Consider the following 15,649-nt stretch of genomic DNA (forward strand, 5'->3'; position numbering starts at 1 on the left):
TCACCATTTCTTGTCTACGCTCTCCGCCTTGTTGACCACACCCAGCGCTTCTTGAGGACTGAGGTCGGCCAGAGACCGCCTCCCATACTCCTTGTCTCGGATGGCATACGATGGGGTATCCATAATCATAATCGCCAACTCCTTCCACCCACTTTCGTATGTGTAATACTTGGCATCCTTGAAGTCATTGAACTGCACAAACTCTATCATTGCCCGGTTTGCCCTGACTTCAGCAAGCAACTCCACCTCTGCGCCTGGATTTTTTTCTGGAATGATCTTGCAGCGCATATCCATGCAGTGAGTGCCCTCATGGACAATTGCAGCCAGAACATCGCTCAGTCGTTGCGAATTATTGACTACAAATCCTTTCTTACCTCTCGTCTCTCCGCTCAAATAGAAGTTGGGATCGAACGTCATCTCTAGAGTTCCAAACTCAAGAGCTTTCAGAATCTTGGCGGACTTATTGGTGTGCTTAGCATCTCGGAAAGCCTGCATGATGTCTTTTGGATCATGAAGGAATCCCGACGAATACGGCTTGCCAGACGCAAAGTCGTTGAAACCATGCTCTCCGCGCCTAGCCCCCATCAATCCGCGCACACTGCTTGCCAGCGCGCCAAAGCCTACCGGAGCAAGATAATCGACACTGTCTTGAAGCCCAAGTTTGTAACCCAGAGCTTGGCCGATGAGGTCATCGCTGACGCCCTCGACAAACTGCTCCACTCCTTCTTGAACCAGCGAGTTCGCTCCCATTCGAGCCGCATAAGCTCCCCCCACCTGTCCAGCGAAGTGGCCCAACGCGCCACCTGCGGCACCTATGGGCGCGGAGAACAAACCCATCCGAGCGGAATGTGCGATGGTCTTGCCCTGATAGTAACTACTCAGTGATGTTCCAGCGAACGCACCCACAGCGCCGCCTGTCGTCCCTGCAAGCAAAGCGCTACCGCCAACTGCCAGTGAAGCCCCGGCTGTCAGCCCTGCCGTAAAGCCGGTCACCCCGCCAATGGCAGCACCTTGTCTGCAACCTGCCCAGCCACCTTCGATGGCGCCCAGCGCGCACCCACCAGCCCCACCTACCGCTCCGCCAATAACTGCTGTGACCAAGGTTGCCAACCGCCCATCCGAATCCACATAGCGTGTCGGATTGCCATTGGCATACGCCCACGGGTGCAGGCCGGCGGGCATACTCCGGTCCCCAGACAGAGAATCCTGAGAGAGGAAACGGCCCAACTGCGGCGCATACCAGCGCTGCTGCGCGTACACAAGGCCTGCATCCGCGTCGAAGGAATGTCCGGTGTACCCCAGGCTTGCCTGAGCTGCGTCAGGCACCGTCCAGTGAGTCTTGTCTGTCTGGTATCCACCCCACACGTCATAGCGGTGCCACATATCCGTAGCCCCCACCCTGCCAACCGCGCTCCCCAGTCCGTCATGTGCGATGCGCACCGTGCCCACCGACAGCGTCATTCCCGCTGCCTGCGTATACAACTGTGCCGGTTGGCCCGGGAGTCGCTCCTCAACCAGAGCCTCACCTGCCCACAGGTACCCTGTCGTCTGGCCCCCCACAGTACGGCTGACACGCAACCCATTCCACCCGTAGACGTACGTCGCGGTGGTGGTGCTACCCTCGCTGGCCGCTGGCTGGACGGTCACCCGCGTCAGCCGGCCCGCCGCGTCCCAGCCATATTGCTTCTGGCCGCTCGGCGTGACTTCCGAGCGCAGACGTCCCGCAGCATCCGTGACGTATGTGGCCAAGCGCTGATTGGTCTGATTCGCATCGTAGATGCCCTCAAGACCGCCGAGATCATCCAATCCGAAGACCCAGTGCCTCTGGGCCACAGCCGACGCAAATCCATCTGGCCCCAGTGTCCCGCCGTAGGCAGTTGCCTCCTTCTCGGCCTTCCGGGTCCCATCTCCTGTCAACTGGTACAGCAGTGCAACGCCATTCGGATAGCGGACTCCCGTCAATCTATCTGCTGCGTCATAGCCATACTGCGTCTCCTCCGCTGCCGGGAGTTGCGCGTCGCGATACACCTCTTTCAGCCGATTGCCGCGCCCGTCGTACGTATAGTCGAAGCGACTGTGCAGCCCCGATGCCGTATCCAGACTGTCACACGAGACGAGGCTCACCCCAGCATTGAGCACCGCCGACACCTGCCCGCGAGCGTTGTAGCAACGCCGCTCTCCCAGGCTCCCTCCCTTCACCCCTGTCAGTCGAGCCCCTCCCGGCTCCCATTCCAGGGTCGTGACGTCAGTCGAGCCCGGCCCGGTGATGGTCTTCAGACGGTCCAACTCATCGTAGCCGTAGGTCAGCGCTCCCACCGGGCTCGTCATTGACAGCCGCTGGCCACTCGGAGTGTAGGTGAATCCCACCGAGTCGCTTCCGCGTGTCGTCTGGGTGAGCAGCCGGCGCGCGTCGTAGGTGAAGAGGTTCTCCACCGGCCCGGACACCCGCTCCTCCATCACCTTCCACGGCTGATCCACCGCTGTGTACGCGTACGTCACCCCCGTCAGGTCCGTGTTCGAAGCGCTCTGGGTGCTGGGGTGATACTTCACCCGTGCTACGCGCCCGCGACCATCCAGCAGCACTTCGGTCTGGCCCTGGTTGGGGTCCACCTGGGTCGCGAGCCCCGAGGTCCAGGTCGTGTGCCATGAAGCCGTGGTTCCCCGAGTTCGCAACGTCGGGCGGCCTAGATGGTCGTAGTCGAAAGTCTCCTCCGCAGTCCCGTTCCCAGGAGGGGTTACCTTCTTCAACCGCAGCAGCCCATCATAGGCATAGGTGAAGACTCCCGCTCCCGGCTGCGCCACGGCCAACAGCTCGCCTCGCGCTCCGCGCGTGTACTGCCACTGCTGCGCATCCTGGCTGCCCACCCCGTACGTCACCGACAGCAGGGCGCCGTTGGCGTCATAGGCAAAGCCTGTGGTCTGGAAATCACCGGACTTGCCGTAACGCGATTCCTTCACCATCCCACGCGGCCAGTAGTCGTACTGCATCTCGCGCAGATCCGGAGTCTTGCGGCTCTTCAGGCGGCCGTCCACGTAGTACGTGTAGACGGTCGTCTCTCCACCGAAGGACTCTTCCTCGAGCAGACCTTCCGTGTATGTGTACTGAGTGGCAAGCGTTCCCGCTGGTGTCTCTTTCGCGAGCACCCCCGCCGCGTCGTACAGCCACCTGTCCGTCTGCCCGTCTCGAGTCACCTCCACCACATTACCGAGCGAGTCCACCTTCAGATAAGCGGTGCGCTCATCGTGCCGCCCACCCGCATCGTCCACGAAGCTCACGGTCGCGTTGCGCCCGGACCAGACAGTCGTGGTCGTGTAGTTGTAGGAGAGCCCTCCTGCCGACCACTCCTCCTCTTCATCGAGAGCGCGGCCACGATCATCTCGTGCGTTGTATTGGGTGCTCGCCTGCCAGCCAGAGCCCTCGCTCACCGTGCGAGACTTCTCCCAGGGCCCCTGGAAGTCCGCCGTCATCTCTCGGCTACCGCTCGCCGCTGACACCACCTCTCTCACCAATCGTCCGCGGGCATTGGAGCGCCGCGTAGTGACGATCGTCCTCCCGCCGCCCAGGTCGACCGTCTCCTTCACCTCCTGCGCGGCAGGCAGATAATCGTACGTCCACGATGTCTCGGGCGTAGTGCCAGCAGCGGCCACTCTCTTGGACACCAACCGCCCCAGCTCATCGTACTCATACGTGCACTGATAGCTCGGGTCTGGTCCGTGCTCCACGTGGACCCGCCCCTTGGCATCGAGTTCATACGTGGAGGTGTAGTTCTCCGCATCCTGCACCCGCACCAGATGGCCCAACGGATCATAGAACCTCTGGGTAATGGCATTGCTCGGAGACTTGTGCCACCACACCTGCCCTCGCTCGGTGTACTGGTACTCGTCCACCGCAGGCTGCCCGTCCACCGTGCGCTCCACCTTGAGCACGCGTCCCATCGTATCCAGGGTGTACTTCGCCGTCTCCGTGCGTGAATCCTCTCCTGTCTCGATGGCGCGCAGCACCACCAGCGTGTGCGCCTGGTCATCGTAGGTGCGCGTCTCGTCGAGTTTCAGCTCACCCTCGGGGGTCGCCACCGTCCGGGAATGCTTCGTCGGACGCCCGAGTACGTCCTTGTACTCATAGGTCTCGACCAGCCCCAGTTCCTCATCCTCCAAGCGCGTGAGTCGGCCCGCGTCGTCGTAGCGCCGCTCCTCGTGCACTCCTCCGTTGGAGTTCTCGCTGTCCGTGCTCTGCGGGTTTCCGAGCGAATCGAAGGCTGTCATTGCCACGGCGTGCTTCAGCGTGCCGTCCAGCAATCGGCGCACAGGGCTCCCTTGTGCGTCCAATTGTACCTCTTCCTTGTCACCATTCCCCCAATCCCAGAACACCGGGCGTCCCAGCCCATCGTAGGCAATGGTGGTCTTCCGGCCCAGGTCGTCGGTAACGTAGGTGGGCTTCCCCTCCGCATCGAGCGTGTATTCCACCTCGGACAGCCCGTTGGCCGTCACCTGCCGGAGTCTGCCTTCCGAATCGTAGTGATAGACGTGCGGCGTCTCCTCCTCATCGATGACTCTCGCGAGCCGCCCATGCTCATATTCATACGCGCGGGACACCTGCTGAGCTGGATCTCCAACGAAGAAGCTCTCGCCTTCCAGCCTCCCATCTTCGAAGTAGAGTGTCCGCTGATGCTGCGACGTCGTTCCGGGGGAGACCTTCTCCAACGTCTCCGTGATGATGAGGGCGTTTTCCTGATCCTCGTACGCATACGTCCACGACTGCTGTGGCGTTCCCGAGACAATGCGCGTCAGCGGCCGGTTGAGCATGTCGAAAGTGGTGGACTCGAAGCCCTGGGTCTCTACGTCCTCCCAGTGCGTGAGTCGACCATATGGGTCATACGTCATGAGACGGGTGATGGACTCCAGCCCACCGGTCGCTGCTTCGGGCAGCGCCATGATCAGCTTCTGAGGTTGGCCCAGTGCATTGAAGTCCTCGAACCGTACCTGGCGTCCCTGAGCATCGGTATAACTCTGCATCAGCCCGTCGGCGTCATACTGCGCGTTCTGCAGCAGTGAGCGCGTGCCCGCTTCATTGCTTACCGAGATGCTCGTCAGGTCGCCTGTGTCGCTGCGCGGGCTGTTGACGGTCGCGGTCCCGGTCCCCACCTTCACCCGGGCTTCGCTGGGCAGGCCGAATCGGTCGTCCAACGTGTAGTCCACCAGGGTCCCGCCGCTGCCCAGCCCTGCCACGGGCCTGCTGTTCTCCGGAGCTCGGGTCAGCTCCACCTTCTTCAACACCAAGCTGGGACCATGCGACATCTGTATCTCGCGACCAGTTGGGGCGACCTGCTTCGTGGGGACGACGTTACCGTCGCGAGAATCGCTCCCCCAGAATGTCGTGGCGGCCCCCAGAGGAGAGAACTTGCTGCCCACATTGCCGGACTGATTGAGGCGCAGGGTCAGCGCCACGCCATCCGGTCTCGTCACTACGCGCTCGTTGGAGGCGGTGTAGCTGATCTCGAGGCGCTCGCCCTGCATGCCCGTCGCCGACACGCCCGAGACCATCTCGTGTGCCTTGATGTGCCGATACGGAGCACTCTGGGATGAACGCCAGTATGAGGCGCGCCAGTGCGTAGGCCCATTCGCCTCCAGCGTGTCACCATGGATGGTCCGTGCCACGGCCAGTTCGTTGAGCGCCTCCCACTTCTCGGTAGGCCCCATCGACAAGGCCGGTGGCCAGTAGTCGTACTCGTAGATCTGGAACGGAGTGCCCGGCCAGCGCGCCGCGCGCCTGAGATTCCCGGTCCGGTCACGTCTAAACGTGACGCTATAGTTGCCGCCGGTCTCGCTCGTCATCAACAAGGCTTTCATCCACTTGAAGTCCTTGTTGCGCGCGAGGAGGCGAATGTAGTCCGGCAGTTCTTCATCCTCCGTGTCCACGTCCTCGTACGTGAACAGGAGACTCATCGAGCCCACGTCCGCCAGCTGGATCACCTCCGAGAGACGATCGGTGTCGCCCTCATATTTGAGCTTCGTCCAGCCTACGTTCGAGTCCGACCTCGCGTGGCTGTCTCCGAACCGCGTGAGCATCCATTTGCGCTGCCCCTCCTCGCGGGGTCCCTTCACCGGTCGATTGAACTCGAACGTCCAGCCATCCGGCGTCTTGAGGATCACCTTGTCATCCGGCTGTGCACCGTCGGGCAGTTCCAGCGGTGCGTCCACCGTCAGCGTGAAGGCATGCGTCTTGTCCGTCATGCCCGGCTGCATGCACGTGGCGTTTCCTTCAAGGGCCGGATTGGGGTCCTTCTCACACTTGGGGAAGGCGAAGCCCTGGCCGCCGATCACCACGACGTAACGGCCGATCTTCTCCTCGAGCACCCAGCCATCGAAGTTGTGCGTCCAGCCCAGTCCCAGGTGGGTCGGCTGGTTGTTCTGGTTGTTGTAGATGCGCTTGAAGGCGAACGCACCGTTGAGGAACGGCACCTCGAAGTCGATGTGCTCGAACCCGAGGTGGCCATCCGTCACATTGACACCCGCGACGACCTCCTGGCCCACGGCGCGTGCGTTGGCGCCATTGTACGAGCCCTCTGGTCTACCCAGGGCCATCACCAACCGCTCGGTGTGGGGCTCCACGGGCTCAAGCACCAGGTAGACAGGCACGGAGGTGTTCCCGCTGCCCGGCATGCTGGCCAGATGTGCTGGCAGTTGCAGTTTGAAGCGCCGCGCCCCCGTAGGAGTGGCGGCCTTGGATTGCAGCAACTTCTCCTTGACGATGCCGTTCTGCGTCTCCTCCACTTCATATCTGCCGTCAGGCTGCAACCTCAGTGTCGCTTCCTTGAGAAGGTTCTGCGTCCCCGCGCACGCCTCGTTGAGGCACACCTTCACCAACCCTCTTGTCAGGTGAGCGGGCTCGACGAAGAAGTTCGTCATCGCCGGCCGAGACACCGGTCGGCCAGGTTCGGGCTTGCCGTCCGACCGGTCTGCCTTCACCGCCGCCTCTGCGGTGTACTCCATTGATGCCGTCAGCAGATCCCGCCGCGCTGCCAGGCCATAGAAATTGAAGCGGTAGAGGACGTTCTCCGCGTTCCCGCTCAGATACAGCTCGAGGTAGAGGATGTCGCTCGCGCTGAGGACCTCACCGATGTACTCCCCGCCGCACGTCGCCGTGATGGACTGAGTGACCTCGTCAATCTTGAGCGGACAATCGATGCCGAACTGGTCGCTGCCCAGCCGCACCCGGTAATCCCCGCTCAGCGTTCCCGCTCGCCCTGCCTCTGGCGCCAGCAGGCTCGCGAGGAATTCATAGGACAGGTCCCTCTCTTTTGCACCTGGCTCCGACTGCTCCCTCATGTCGCGCGATGAGCCATCTCCACGAGCCGTCACCTTCTGCGGCTCGAGCTTCAGGATGCGGAACTCGTGCTCGCGTGCCAGGTCGTACTGCTCCACGAGCGCCCCGTCGGCCCCGTAGCGCTTGAAGACGTTCTTCAAGTACAGGGCCTGGGCGGGCAGGCCCGCCGGGTACTCATCAGGGGGCGAGCTGGGTTCCTCGAAGTGTGGCGGCTTCGCCTCGTCCTCCGAGGGGCTCACGTAGCCATCGCCGTCCATGTCCCGCTCCAGCAACCGGTTACCCACCACATGGAGGTAGTAATTGGCGCTCACCAGGCTGTTGATCGTCTCGCGCTGGCCGTCTCCGTTGAGCCGGCGCAGGGAGGCCTGGACGTTCACCGTGTTCTGTCCCGGCGCCACCGGGAAGGTGGTCACCGCGGGCTGCTCCACCGCGCTGCCCGTCACGCGGATGATCTGGCCCGCGAGGGGAGGCACTCCTCTGGGCACATCCCCCAGTTGCTGGTCATCACGGAGGCAAGAGGCCCACTGCTGAGCCGTAGCCCCCGGCGGCAACTCGGAGCAGTACACCTCCAGCAACTCGCCGTCCTGACCGTCATCGTCCGTGATCGCTCCGGGACTGCACGAGCCGCCATCCGGCCGCAGACCCTTGTCGCAGACCTCTCCATGCCCGCCACCCGCCGTCCCTCCGTCCGAAGCTGGCACTCCGCCATCCGCCATGGAGTACGGCGCCCGGCGCACGCGCCAGTGGGTGACGACCTGCAGGTAGTCGTCTCGCGTGGTGCCCGCGCCGCCAGTGCGGATGAGGTGCCTCCTAGCGATCTGCGCCAGACCCTCGTCCTGGGCGCGCCGCTGCACCCGCACGTCGATCTCGGGCGGATAGAGATCCACATCCGCCGGAACGCCCAGTTCCTGCTGCGTGCAGTGCGAGATGCGGATCTTCTGGCCTCCCTCGTCGATCTCCAGCAGCCCCTCCGCGTCGTCCGGGCAGGTGCCGTCCGCCGTGCGAGAACTCCGGTTGATGGGAGGCACCATCACCGTCTTCATGCCCGCATAGCCCGTGGAGTGGTTCACCGCGAACACCACCACCCGGTCCCCTGCGGACAGCCGCAGGAAGCCACTGCCGCCGGAGCCGCACTCGGCCTTGTAGAAGGATTCATCCTCGGGCGTCTTCGGTCCCTCCGCGGCGATCCGCTGGCACCGCTCGCGAGTGGCGCGGGCCACGGAATTCGCGGGCCCCAGCCGCACGCGCGAGTACATGCCCTGGGGACCTGTCGGTGGATTCGCGGGGTCCGCGCAGGTCTCCTCCAGTGGACGTGTCACCGCATAGCGGGCGATCGGCTGCTGCAGGTTGTCCTCGCGGAAGAAGTGCACCTCCGTGGTGGACACATCCTGCGCGGAGATCGTGAGCAGTTCGCCCGTCTCCGGATTCCGTTCCGTCTGGGTCACGTCCTTGCAGATCACCGGTACTGTCGTGCCGTCCTTGTGCTTGAACGTGACGTTTCCGAGCAGCAGGCGCACGTCCACCACCACGTCCGCCTGCGTGGTCTGGTCGGGGTACATCCAGAAACTCTGCGAACACGTGGAGAACGCGCCGCGCACGCTGTCAAACCGGGTATTGCCCTCTTCATCCAGTCGCGGGACGAACCGAGGCCCGATCGGAATCTGCGCGCACGCGATACCCATGGTGTCCGGGGCAGGCACCAGAACCAACGCGTCGTACCTGCCCGTCTCCTTCGAGACGGCAGCGCTGTCGTTGGAGCTGGTGATGTTCACCGTCACTCCCGCGAAGCGCGCCGCGCCGTGCAGCGGATCCTCCTCGCCTTCCGAGCTGTCGGACTCCTTGATCAGCGTCAACTTCGCGCGCGTAGGAGTTCCCGAATCTGGGATGATCGGCTCCAGCTGGACCCTCAGCCGGATGGCGCGCGTGTCGAAGCGCGTCTTTCCAGTGAGGGTGAGCGTCGTGGTCCCGACCGGCAGATCCACCTCGGTGACCAGGGTAGCTTCGTTAGCCCCCTGCACCAGCCACTGCTCATCAGCTCCCGGCGCCAAGTCGCTGCCATTGGGCCCCTTCGCCGACAGCGTGGCGATGACCGTCACCGCATTGTCCCCTGTCGGCGGAATTGGCTGATTGGGATGGTACTGCGCCTTGAACTCGATGAGCTGCGCGAAGGGCAGGTCTACCTCGCGTGTCTGCGAGAGTTCTCCGGAAGTTGGCAGCTTCAGGGTGAGCTGCGTCTCATCCTCGCGCGCGGCCCGCACCACGCCCTTCAGGTGCGCGATGCCCCCTGGGAAGCCGTCCATCGCGCTGTAGCCCGCCAGCACGCCTCCCAGGGTCTGGGCGAACGCGTTGCCGATCACCAGGCTCCCCAGCCGCTCCAAGATCGAGGGCAGCTGACGCACCGGCGCATCCAGCCTCAGGCCCAGCTCTCCCTCCGAGGTGCCCCCATCCTCGCTCTCCGACGTGCCTCCATCTCCCCCCGGCGAGGTGCCCCCGTCTCCGCCGGAAGGGACTCCTCCCTGGGCGAGCGCCGCCTCGACCGCGGCCTGCTGCGCGGGGGAGAGCTCCATGTAGCCGAAGAACTCCAGCGACGTGGTGGTCACGGGCCCATCCGACACGATGGCCGTCTTGGCCTGATTCACCCGGCCAAAGCCCACGCGGCGCATCGACAGCCGGCTCTCGTCGAAGCCCAGCAACGCCACCATGCGCCCCGCATCCAGCTGTGTGCGGTTCGGCAGCGTGAGCTCCACCGGCTTCAGGAACCGGACCTGCTCGGGCCCCAGCTGCCACAGCGCCGTGGCCGACGCCCGGTCCTCGATGGGCACCGGGCGCAGATAGGGAGCAACCTCCGTTGCCGTGAGGAAGCCGGACGTCGCACCGTCGGCGAAGATCACCCCGCCCGCCGGCACCGTCAGCTTCATGGGGCCATGGACACCCCCGAACGTCACCTCGCCGCCATTCGCTCCATCCACCTGCTGCGCCGAGGCCCCCTCCACGGCAACCAGCACCAGCGCGCGCTCCTCCGTCTCCTCCTCGGCCGTGACGAAGAACTTCCGCCGCACCGTGGGCAGCGTCCGCCCATCCGACGTCGTTCCTCCCTCGTACCGCAGCACCACCTGGCTGCCACCCTGCACGCCCAGGATCGCCCAGTTGCCGTCGGCTCCCGTCCGAGCGGACAGCTCCTGTCCCTCCACCTGCACGCGGACTCCCGACAGCGGCTGGAGGCGTTCGTCCATCACCACGCCTCTCACCACGGTGAGCGGGCGACGGACCGTGAACTCACTGGCGAACGGCGCCTCCATGCCCAGGCCCGTCTGCGCCTCCATGCCGTTGACCTTCACCTGCAGGCTCTCGCCAGTAGGCAACGAGCGGCTCGCCACGAAGGTGACGGTCTGGGCGCCCGGCGCCACCGAGTAGCCGCCCTCCAGCTTCCTGCCCTGGGCCCACACCTCGAAGTGGCTGGCCGCGGTGGCCGCCTCCACGGGCTTGTTGAAGGCCACGCTGATCAGCGCATCCGTCTCCACGCCCGTGGCGCCCGGCTCCGGATCCACGCCGGTGACCACCAACGGGTCCTGCGAAGCGTCGCGGTAGCGCACCGTCACGCTCGACGAACCCGTGATCCCCTGCGTGTTCCTCGCCGTCACCTTGATGGTGTTCTCGCCGTGCGAGAGCGACACCTGGGCGGTATAGACACCCTCTGAGACCTGCGTTGCCAACCCCGCGCCGATGCGCACCTCTTCCAGGTCCGTGGCGGGTGTCACCTCCACACGAACGGGAATGATGGCCGCCTGCGCCTGCGAGCCCGGCAGCGGTTCGGTGATGGTGACGGTGGGCGCCACGCTCGAGATGAGCAGGTGCTGCACCACGCTACGGCGGTTGCCAGCCAGATCCACCGCCTCCACGGTGATGGCGTTGTCACCCGCGCTCAGAGGCACCGGCACCGAGAAGCCGCCAGCGATCGCCACCACCGGCAGGCCCCGCACCCGGAGGCTCGCCAGGTTCACGTCCTCCACCGTGCCTTGCAGCAGGTACGGGCTCTCCGTCACCTGAGCCGGGTTGCTCGAGGGCGCGGTGATCCGCAGGCGCGGCTGCGTGCGATCCACGGTGATCGAACGCTGGGCCGTGGCGGTGCGCCCCAGCGCGTCCTTCACCTCGATGGACAGGGTGTGCTCTCCCTCGAGCAACGCCATGGAGGTGCTGAAGTAGCGCGAGGAGACTCCTGCCGGCAGCCCGTTCACCTTCACCTGGAGCGGCAGCTCGCCGTCCTCCACTCGCCCCGTCACCGAGAAGCTCATCCCACCGAACACCGTCCCGTCCGCCGGCCCCTCCACCACCAGCACGGGCGGAGGTGCAGGCTCGGACGTTCCGGCATCCTGGCCAGGCGCTCCGGCATCCTGGCCGGGCACTCCGGCGTCCCCGCCAGAGGCTCCGCCATCCGAGGAGGGAGGCGTTCCACCGTCAGGCTCGGTGCCGCCATCCCCTGCCCCACCCACGCGGGTCACCGTCACCGACTCCTCGTCGCTCAGGCCGTAGCCGTCCTCCACCCTCACCACCAGCGTCTTCTTCCCCGGTGGGAGCGCGACAGTCGTGGTGAAGGCTCCCTGGGCGTTCACGGCCACAGCCGCCCCGTCCACCGTGACCGCAGGTGTGTCCGTGGCATCGCCCAAGGCCACCTCGCCACGCACCGTGACGAAGGCCTCCGTGGTCATGAAGCCATCCGGTGGGTCCTGCACGACGAGCGTGGGAGGAACGCTGTTGAACCGGACGGTGCGGGTGACGGTGGACGTGTTGCCCGCCGCATCGGTCGCCACGATCTGGAAGAGGTTGCTCCCAGGCTGCAGCGCGCGCTGGATGGAGAACGTGCCCCCCTCTGCAGGCACCACCGACGTGCCTCCAACCTTGAGCGTGAGCGCCGTCAGGTCGGTCACGGAGCCCTCCAGCGTGACCGGCGAGGTGCTCAGGAATGCCCCCTGCCCCGGCGACGTCACCACCAGCTCGGGCGGCGTTGTGTCCTTGATGACCTGGAGCGTTGCAGGCGTGGAGTTGCCAGCCCGGTCATACGCCACCACCTCGAAGGCGTTGCTCCCCTCGGCCAACTGGAGGGTGGCCCGGTACTTTCCATCCGCCCCGAGCACCATCTCGGCGCCGCCTACCTTCACATCACCGATCTGGTGGGCATCGCTGGCCACCACCACCAGCGAAACCTCGGAGTCCTGGGTGGCATGACCGCTCGTGGGAGACTCCACCGTGAGCGTCGGCGGCGTGGTGTCCACCAGGAAGTGGACCGTCTGCGTCGCGATGTTCTGAGCTCCATCCGTCGCCGTCACCACCAGCGTGTGCTCGCCCTCCGCTGACACCGGTGTGCCCGTGGTAAACGACTCCCCATCCAGCTTCGCGGAGAGCGTGAACGGCCTCAGATCCGTGGCCGAGAACCCCACCACCACCGCGGCCCGGTACTTCCCGCCCTCCTCCACTCCCGTCACCTGAATGGCAGGTGGCGTGCGATCGATGGTGAAGTGCGCCACCGAGGTCGTCTTGTTGCCGGCCTTGTCCGTCGCCACCACTCGAAGGACGTACGCCCCCTCGGTGGACACCGGTGTGCCCGTCGTGAACTGCTCTCCATTCAACGTGGCGCTGACTCCCTGCGGATTTGCATCCGTGGCGCCGAAGACGGGTGTCACGTCCTGCTGGACTGTCTGATCAACGGGCACACCCGAGACCGAGACCACCGGTGGCGTGAAGTCCAGGGTGAAGGTCCGAATGTCCTCCGACTTGATGCCAGCACGGTCGTAGGCCGTCGCTTGGAGCGAATGCACTCCCTCCGTGGTGACGATGTGGCCGCTGAAGATCCGGCCGTCATTCAAGGTAGCAACGACGGGATCTTCGGCCATGGAGTCATCCGCGGAGCTGAACAGCAGGACCACCGCGGAGTTGTAGAAGGCACCGTCATTGGCTCCCGACACCGACACCCAGGGGGGAGTCCGATCGATGGCGAACCTCACCACCTTCCTGGCAACGTGGCCCTGCAGGTTCGTTGCCGTCACCACCAGGACGTGCCCTCCCTCCGCGGTCACCTGCGTTCCACTCGTGAAGGGGGCGCCGTCCAGCAGCGCCGTCACCGAGCCCACTCCTGGCTGGGCATTGCCGAAGACAGGAGTGACGGGTTCACTCGTGATCAGGCCATCACTCACCCCCGTCACCGTCAGCACAGGCGCACTCGGGTTCACGGTGAAGCGGGCCTCACGCGTGCTGATCAGTCCACCCCGATCCGTCCCGCTCACCTCCAGCGCGTAATCGCCCGCTGCGCTCACCACGGTCCCGTAGGCCACCGGAACGCCATTGAGCGTCGCGGACTGGGACACCAGGTGCCAATCCGACAACCCCCACCTCAGGGTGACAGGGCCCTTGTGCCTCTCCGTGTCATTCACCACCATGTCGATGAGCGGCGCCTGGGTATCGAGCACCACCGGATTGCAGAGACGCGCCACGTTGCCGCAGAAGTCCCGGGCAGTGGCGATGACGTCGTTCTCCCCCTCGAGCAGCGGCACGGACGCCGAGAAGGTTCCTCCGCTCATCGTGGCAGTCACACCCGAGACGGTCACCTCCGTGGCGTCCGTCCCCACCGTTCCCGATGCGGAGGTCGGAGAGCTGGTGAGATCATCTCCCTTCTTCGGGAACTCGAGCGTCAGCGAGGGCGGAAGCGTGTCCGCATCGAACACGGCCGCGCGGACGACGGAGCCAGCATTGCCTTGTGACGTCACCTCCAGCGTATTCGTCGCCCCCAGCGCCACGACCGCCGCGAAGGCGAGCTTGCCCTCCGACGGCACGCCCTCCAGCAGGTTCACGCCGTTGTAGACGACTCGCGCATTGGCTCCCTGCCCGTACAGGTCCACGACCAGCACTCCCAGCGCGCCAGTGTCGGGAACCGGGAAGGTCCGCACCTCCGTCGAGGGCGTCGAGCCCGTCTGCGTCACGCTCACGTCCGCGAGCACGCACGGCAGCGTGTCCGCCGCCGCCACGGACACGCGCACCGATCCAGTGCCCGTGGCCGATACGTCCATCACGTTCTGCCCCGCCAGGGTGACCCGGCGCACCATCAGCGGCGTCCCCGAGGTGATCGTCCCCAAGGCCACACCGCCCAGCGTCACCGAGGCGGACTGCACCTCACCCTGGCCGTGCCCGTCTCCGTTCTGGATGACCACCACGGCGGCTTCGCCCGGCGAGGCCGCGAAGGACTTCTGCTGGCTGCCGCCGCCCACCAGCAGGGGCCCACTGCGCCACTCCGGACTCGCCCGTGTTCCCTCGCCCTCGCAGGTGGGCAACAGGGAAAGGCGTCCCGGCTTCTTCGACTCGGCCGCGGCGGGTTTCTGCGCCTGAGCCGACGCCTGAGCCGGCGCCTCCTTCTCCTTGCTGCACCCCACGACCAGGGCCAGCACCAGCACCCGCCACAGCCAGGCGCCCCCAATCCCCCGGTTCATCGGGACTCCTCCCCGTCGGACTTCCGCTGCTCGGACAGACCGGACAGCCGCTCCGGATAGCGCTTCACCGAGATGTCCTCTCGCAACCGCTTCATCAATGCCTCGGCGGCTTCATGCCGCGCCTGTGCCGCGAGCTGGCCGCGGACTTCTTCAAAGGAGGGCACCACCTTCTGGGGCGGCTCCAACGCGCGCGCCACGTGGAGCCCGAAGGCTGTCTCGAAAGGCTGGGACACCGTCCCCACCTTCAAGTCCGACACCGCCGAGAAGAAGCGCGGATCCACCTGCCCCTCCCGTATGGGGCCCAGATCTCCGCCTCGCGCCCCCGTGGCGGCATCCTCGGATGCCTGACGGGCCACGGCCGCGAAGTCCTCTCCGCTCACCACGCGCGCGTAGATGTTGTTGATGCGCGCCTGCGCCTCCGTGCGCGCCCGTGCATCCGCATCCGGAGACAGGCGCACCACGATGTGGGCCACGTGCACCTGCGTGCGCGCCAGCGTCTCGCGCTGAGCCTCGTAGCGCTTCCGGAGCGCCTCGAAGGTGACGGGCTGGGACGCCTCCCTGTCGAGATAGGCGTTGGCCAGCACCTCGCGGCGCGCCGCCTCCACCCGCGCCGCCACCTGCGGATCCTTCAACAGCCCCGCCCGCCGCGCTCCCTCGGCCATCAGCGCTCGATCGACCAGCCCCTCCAAGGACTGCTCGATCGGGCGCTCATCCGCTCGCGCCTGGACGTAGAGCGCCAGATCGGCGCGGGTCACGGTCGTATCGCCGACCTTGGCCACCACCTCCGGGGACTCACAGGCCACGAGCCCGATCGCCAGGATGCAGCCGATCCCCCACTCCATCCCGCGCC

2 protein-coding genes are annotated in these 15,649 nt (G+C 65.4%); both read right to left on the reverse strand.

From position 1 onward, the window contains the following. A complete protein-coding gene (locus KY572_RS11670) occupies window positions 1-14,799 on the reverse strand; it encodes an RHS repeat-associated core domain-containing protein (protein WP_224242650.1) in 14,799 nt (4,932 codons plus the stop codon). After that, window positions 14,796-15,641 (reverse strand): peptidylprolyl isomerase, encoded by an 846-nt coding sequence (locus tag KY572_RS11675; RefSeq protein WP_224242651.1) that lies wholly within the window; start codon window positions 15,639-15,641, stop codon window positions 14,796-14,798. The genes KY572_RS11670 and KY572_RS11675 overlap by 4 nt, the downstream gene beginning before the upstream one ends. Window positions 15,642-15,649 lie beyond the last annotated feature (8 nt).

The organism is Hyalangium gracile, from assembly GCF_020103725.1.
GTDB lineage: Bacteria > Myxococcota > Myxococcia > Myxococcales > Myxococcaceae > Hyalangium > Hyalangium gracile.